Here is a 6706-nt window from a genome sequence, read left to right as displayed (position 1 = left end):
CAGCCCTATCTCCACGGTCACCTTCGGCCCCGACGGACGGACCCTCGCCACCATCGGCGACGGCCTGACCCGATTATGGGACGTACAGACCCGCAAACTGAGCGGTGCCGCTATTACTGGATACACCGGCTGGGTCTCCTCGGTCGCCTTCAGCCCCGACCGGCGGACACTGGCCGTCGGCGACGACGGCACCGTGCGGCTGTGGGACATCACCACACGCACTCCCCTGGGCGCTCCGTTCACCGCCAACAAGAACGCCGTCACCGCCATCTCCTTCAGCCCAGACGGAAAGACACTGGCCACCGGCGGCTTCGACGGCACCATGCGACTGTGGGACACCACGACACGCACCCCCATCGGCGAACCACTCCCCGCCCACGAACACGCCATCACCGCCATCTCCTTCAGCCCCGACGGCCAGATCCTCGCCACCGGCGGCTCCGACGGCACCATGCGACTGTGGGACACCACGACACGCACCCCCATCGGCGAACCACTCCCCGCCCACGAACACGCCGTCACCGCCATCTCCTTCAGCCCCGACGGCCAGATGCTGGCCGGCAGCGGCCTGGACGGCGTGGCGCGACTGTGGCAGGTCAAAACACGTACACCGATCCGGCTTGTTCTCCCCGGACACCCCCGTGGCGATTTCTCCGTCGCTTTCAGCCCCAAAGAGCCGGCGATCCTGGCCATCGGCGGTGGTGACGGCATGGTGCGGTTATGGGACGCCGCCGCCCGCAAACCCGTCGGCGCGCCGCTCACCGGCCACAACTACCGCGTCACCTCGCTCGCTTTCAGCCCCGACGGACACACCTTGGCCACCGCCGGTGAGGACAACACCGTGCGGTTGTGGGACATCAGACTCCACACCTCCATCGGGACTCCGCGCACCGATCAGCCGAGCTTGGGCACCCCGGTCGCCTTCAGCCCCGACGGACGGATCCTGGCCATCGGTGGCGGTGACGGCACCGTGAAGCTGTGGGACGCGGTGAACCGCGCACCCATCGGCGCGCCGCTCACCGGCCACACCAGGGCGATCACCTCAGTCGCCTTCAGCCCCGACAGCCGAACCCTGGCCACGAGCAGTTTCGATGGCACAACACGACTGTGGAACACACGAACCGGTGAAGCCATCGGTGCACCGCTGACCGGACGTGCCTTCGCGGCCACCTCGGTCGCTTTCAGCTCCGACGGACGGACCCTGGTCACCAGCGGCGCGGACGACAGCAGTGCGCGATTGTGGGATGTCCGTACAGGCAAGCCCCTCAATGCCCCGCAAGCCAGCAGCCGCGGATGGGATAGCTCATCCGTCTTGAGCTCTGATGGGCGGATCATGGCCAGTATCAGCCAGGAGGGCAAGGTTCGGCTATGGCAGGTCAATACCGGCACTCCCATCAGTGCCCTCCTCGTCGACCACACCAACAGGGTGACCTCGCTCGCCTTCAGCTCCGACGGACGGATCCTGGCCACCGGCAGCAAGGACGGCACGGTTCGGCTATGGCGGGTCGACACCCGCGCTCCCATCGGCGCCCCCCTCGTCAGCCACACCGACCAGGTCACCTCGCTCGCCTTCAGCCGCGACGGACAGACCCTCGCCACCAGCGGCGCGGATGGAACTGTGCGCCTGTGGGACACCGCGACCAGCGCCCCCATCGGCGCCCCCCTCGTCGGCCACACGTCCTGGATCGCCTCGCTCGCCTTCAGCCCTGACGGACAGACTCTGGCCACCAGCAGCGACGACGACACGACACAACTATGGGAAGTGGGCATGCCCAAAGATCCGCTCGCAGCCGTCTGCGCGATTCCCGCCCGCTCCTTCACCCGCGCCGAATGGGCCCAATACGTATCGGAAGTGGAGTATCGACCGGTTTGCCCCTCACGCCCCGAACAAGCGACGCCGTAACCGCCCCTGTACACCGGCCGGGGCCGCACCCCATACCACCATGCTCGACTGCACGTCTCGGTGACGAGGTTCGTGCCTCTATTCAGGGGCGTGTCGTCTCATGACGCGATCACCAGGTGGGGCTGCCCGACAGATGGGTGAGCAGCATGTCCAGCGGTCGCGGCACGCGGTCGAGGTCGAGTGCCGCGACGAGCGGGGCGGCGTAGCGGATCTTGCGGCCGCCGCCCGATCCCATGAACCGGCGGAGCTGGGCGTGGGTCGTGCCCCCGCGCCATGCGGGTTGCTTCTGGAGTGTGCGAAACGAGCTGAGCTCGCCCTGGGCGTCGACGACGCGTTCGACCGTGGCGGTGCCGAGGGCGCGGATCAGCTCGTCTTCCAGGTCGGCGACGCACACGAAGAAGCCGAGCGCCTCCAGATCGCTCCGGCCCAGATCGGACCCGAGGCCGGCGCGCTCGAGGCCCCGCCGGAAGTGGTCTTCCTCTCCTACGTCGCACAGACCGGCCAGCCGGAGGTCGCGACCGGAAGGGCCGAACCTGCGAATGTGGGTTCCGATGTTCGTGGCACCGCCCATCGCCACGATGGAGATGCCTTCGGCCGCCAGGTTCCGGCCGCGGCGCTCGGCCAGCGCCTCGACGGCCGACCTGTCACTGACTCCCTCGACCAGGACCACGGTTCGCGTGTCGCTCACGGGCCCAGCCTCGCACTGCACCCGAAGACGTTCACCATGTTTCACGCGTCGGGAGGTCACCGGCCGAGGTCATCGCCGCGGATCAATGTCTCCGGCCGCCGTGCCGCTGTCACCGCGCGAGCAGTGGGAGCGCCGGGAAGTCGTGGTCCTGCCACAGCAGCCGCGAGGCCTCCTCCGGGTAGGCGGTGACCGTCGACGGCGTGTCGAAGATCTGCGCGAGGCGCCGGCCGGTGTCGTACGCGGGCCAGCCCGGGTCGCCGTGTGCGGCGAACGCCGTCCACGCTCCGCGCATCCGCGCCGACAGCTCCTCCGCCTCCGAGGAGGGCGGGGCGCCGATCAGCGTGGCGGGTCGTCCACTGCTGAGGTTGCCGAAGACTAGCGGCACGTCCAGGCCGTGGCAGGCGCCGAGGGCGCCGCCCCATCCCGGCGCGGGCCAGGTCAGTTCGTACAGGTGGGCCCGGCCGCCGCCGGCGATCTGCGCCTCGGCGAGGTGGAGGCTCGGCATGCGGAACAGCCAGTCCGAGTTGACCAGCTCGTACAGCTCCTCGTCGGACGCGGCCGGGAACGCCTCCCGGTATCGGCGCGGGCCGTCCGGGCCGGGGGCGAGCATGCGCAGAGCGGTCTCGGTCTGCTCGTAGGTGACCTGGCCGAGCACGCCATCGATCAGGCTGAACAACCGGTGCTCGTCCCGAGTGTGCCCGGCGAGAAGTACGACGTCGCGGGCGGCGCCGTCGGCCAGCGCCCGCCAAGGGGTGGCCGGCAGGACGTCACCGTCGACGACAGGGGCGTACGGCATCGGCCGGTGGGTGATCTGCCCCCAGCGCTCCCGCCATTGGGCCATCTTGGCGTGGACCGCGTCGCCCGCGGCGGGAAGCCGGGCCGGGGCCACCGCCGACAGGCCGGACACCGTGGGCTCTGCCCCCAGCTCGGCGGCGCAGGCGGCGGCGATGTCGGCGGCCAGCTCGGGAGAGAAGAACGGGCCCGGCACACTCTGCGCGACCGCCCGGTGGAAGAGCCCGGCGGCGCGCGGCATGGCGAGCAGGGCGGCGACCGACCCGCCACCTGCCGACTCCCCGAAGACCGTGACCCGGTCCGGATCGCCGCCGAACATCCGGATGTTGTCGCGCACCCACCGCAGGGCCTCGACCTGGTCGAGCAGTCCCCGGTTCGCCGGGGCTCCGCCGATCTGCGCGAACCCCTCGATGCCGAGACGGTAGTTGAGGGTCACGACCACGGTGCCACTCACGGCCAGGCGCCCGGCGTCGTACTGCGGAAGGCTCGAGTCGCCGATGCCGTAACCGCCGCCGGGAATCCACACCATCACCGGCAGCCCCGCCGCCGGGCCGGGTTCCGGCGTCCAGACGTTGAGCGTCAGCCAGTCGTCGCCGGCGGCGTCCTCCGGCACCCCCAGCACCCCGGACTGCGGGGGCGGCGGGCCGTACGCGACCGCCGGGCGCACACCATCCCAGCCGCGCACCGGCCGCGGCGCGGCGAACCGGAGGGCGCCGACCGGCGGCTCGGCGAACGGGATGCCACGGAAGACCGCCAGGCCCGCCTCCCGGCCCCCGCGCAGAACGCCGGCCCTCGTGCGGACCTCCGGCTCGGACTCGGACGACTTGCTGGATGCGGTGACGGCCACGTCGCGGTCTCCTCCCGGTTCCGGCTCGCGCCGAGCATCCCAGCGCACGCCATCGGCGGGCAAACCATTTAGCGCGCCCGCGGACCCGTGGTCGAGGAGTTGCACGTGTGGTCCATCGGGCCTGCTGGAGGAGATCCTTCATCCTCGACACCGAGTCCAGCGCCGGTTCAGCGGGCCCGAACCGGGTTGGCCTGACGCCATCGCCGCCGCGCTCATCTGCCGCCGCAGACTCACCGAACAAGACGACGCTGAGACATAGGTGAGGTGTGGTGTCGGTGCGACTCGGTCGAGTGGTGGTCGGGTCCTTTCGCTGGTGGGGGGTTCGGCACGGTGTTTCCCACTGGTTCGGTCCCAAGGGTGGCGGCTGTGCGGCGGGCCACCCTAGATCGGCGCTGTCGTTTCGTGTGTGGCGTCGGCGTGCTGAGCATGGCGGCGGTGGTCGCTAGGGGTCAGGCCGTAGGTGGCGCGGAAGATTTTGCTGAAGTGGGCGCTGTCGGTCAGGCCCCAGCGGGCGGCGACCGTGTGCACGGAATGGGAGCGCAGCGCTGGGTCGGCTAGGTCGCGATGACAGCGCTCCAGTCGGCTGCGGCGTATTAAGGCCGCGACCCCCATGCCGTCCCCCTGACTTTGGAACAGTTTGTACAGCTGGCGGGTAGAGATGTTGTGAGCGGCCGCGATGAGGTCGGCGGTCAGGTCCGGGTCGGCTAGCCGCCGGCGGATGAAGCGGTGGATCTGTGCCAGCAGGGTGCGTTGCCGCGCTTGCGGGGAGAGACGATCGGTGGCGTCCAGGTGATGGGCGAAGGTCGCGGCGATGAGGTCCACCGTGACGTCGGCCAGCGCCGTGGAGTCGGCGGCGGTGTAGTGCTCGGCGTGGTCCACCACTGTCAGTAGATGGCTCGCCAGCACGGCGCCGATGCCTTCGTCGGCGCCGAACGGCGCTGCTACCAACCGCTCCACCTTGGCCGGGCGCACATCCAGCGACGCCCGGGGCACCTGAACCATCACCGCCCGCGTGGCACCGGTCGGCGATGAGCGCCTGCCACGGTAGGGCTGCGAGGAATTCATGAGCAGGAACTGGCGTGGACGGAACCGGGCGTCCCGGCCGACGTGAGCCAGATGTCCCTCACCGCTGATGATCAGGTGAAGTTGGTACACCTCGGGGTCGGACTGGCGGACCATCTTGGCGGTTCGCTGAACCTTGACGGCCGAAAGGACGAGATCGGATATCTGTACCGCACCGATGTCCATGACGCGAGCGGATGCATGGAAACCGGCTGTGTCGTCACGACTGAGCTGTGACGGTACGTACGTTTGAGAGGCCAGTTCCACCCAGCGGGGGAAACGGTCCTCAGGAGCCAGATGGTCTATACGTATCTCCGCAATGTTCAACGGGCTTACCCCTAGAAATCGGCCGTCATCATTTCGGGGTGCTGTCGACGCCAGGTAGCCGCCGCATCGGGCCATGCCTTCGTCCCACGCCCTGAACCGCACCATCAGGATGGGAAGGCTCATGGACGCGCAGGCTCGTCCGGACCGCTCGTCGCCGGCATGGTCGACCCTCCCGGCGATATCGGCGCCGTACACGGATCGACTCATCCACTGCTCATACGCCTCCCTTCGCAGCTCGTCAGTGAGCCGTTTCGCCTCCTAGGCTCTGCAATGACCACGTGGCGTCCATGTCGCACTGATTGACACATAGGTGCGGTGTCGATGCGCCTCGGTGGACGGATGGACGAGACGTTTTCGCTGGTGAGAGCTTTGGGGCGGATTTCTCGGACCGGTTCGGTCCGAAGGGTGACGGCTGTGTGCGGGGGTGGGGATGGGTGAGGCGGCGGAGTTGACTCCGAGGCGGTTGTTCGCGGTGCGGCTGACCGAGTTGCTAAAGGTGGCTGCGGACCTGCCGGTGAAGAGCCTGGTCGGTGAGGTGAATCGCCGGCGGCCTGCCGGGCGGGGGCGGCCGGTGAGCGGGCCGCGGATCAGCGACTGGAAACGCGGCCGCCATCTGCCGGAGTCCGAAGCGGCGTTCCTGATGATGATCCGGGTGCTGGTGGAGCATTGCCGGGGTCGGCGGGTGCTTGCTGAGCAGGTGAGTGCGGGTCTGCTGGATGAGGAGCAGTGGCGGCGATGGCTGCACGAGGCTCGGTCATCTCCTCCTGATCCGGTCGCGGTCGAACCAGCCCACGGGAACCCGGCCGCGGCCGAGGCGGCCGGGACGACAAAGACCGGCATCCAGGACACGGGGGCAGAGGAGGCCACTCAGGACACGGGGGCAGAGGAGGCCACTGAGGCCGAGGAGGTCGACCGGTGGGCCGGTGGGTGTCCGTATCCGGGGCTGGCGGCGTTCGAGCAGGATCAGGCGCAGGTGTTCTTCGGCCGGGAGAGGTTGACCGCGCAGTTGGTGGATGCGCTGGCCAACCGGCTGGACCGTCCGGGGATCCTGGTGGTGGCCGGGGCGTCGGGGGCGGGCAAGTCCTCG

The 6706-nt window shown here is 69.4% G+C and carries 5 protein-coding genes; 2 read left to right on the top strand and 3 right to left on the bottom strand.

Translation table 11 applies throughout. The features are described 5' to 3' along the window. The first annotated feature begins 7 nt into the window (after positions 1-7). A complete protein-coding gene (locus ACWEN6_RS40740) occupies positions 8-1903 on the top strand; it encodes a WD40 repeat domain-containing protein (protein WP_452577561.1) in 1896 nt (631 codons plus the stop codon). Positions 1904-2012: 109 nt separating this feature from the next. On the opposite strand, the gene ACWEN6_RS40735 is transcribed toward ACWEN6_RS40740, so the two are convergent. From ACWEN6_RS40735 to ACWEN6_RS40725, 3 genes are all read right to left on the bottom strand, one after another. Continuing rightward, positions 2013-2591: a TOPRIM nucleotidyl transferase/hydrolase domain-containing protein gene (locus tag ACWEN6_RS40735; RefSeq protein WP_452577559.1), complete on the bottom strand. Its 579-nt coding sequence runs from the start codon at positions 2589-2591 to the stop codon at positions 2013-2015. A 109-nt stretch (positions 2592-2700) separates the two neighbouring features. After that, complete coding sequence (locus ACWEN6_RS40730; RefSeq protein WP_452577557.1) at positions 2701-4230, bottom strand: carboxylesterase/lipase family protein; 1530 nt, start codon at positions 4228-4230, stop codon at positions 2701-2703. Positions 4231-4611: 381 nt separating this feature from the next. Beyond that, positions 4612-5814 (bottom strand): AraC-like ligand-binding domain-containing protein, encoded by a 1203-nt coding sequence (locus ACWEN6_RS40725; RefSeq protein ID WP_452577555.1) that lies wholly within the window; start codon positions 5812-5814, stop codon positions 4612-4614. Positions 5815-6049: 235 nt separating this feature from the next. Here ACWEN6_RS40725 and ACWEN6_RS40720 point away from each other — a divergent pair. Further along, on the top strand, positions 6050-6706 hold a 657-nt coding region (locus tag ACWEN6_RS40720; RefSeq protein ID WP_452577553.1), incomplete at its 3' end, for an nSTAND1 domain-containing NTPase.

Source organism: Sphaerisporangium sp. NPDC004334 (assembly GCF_053602655.1).
This window is presented reverse-complemented; position numbering and strand designations above follow the sequence as displayed.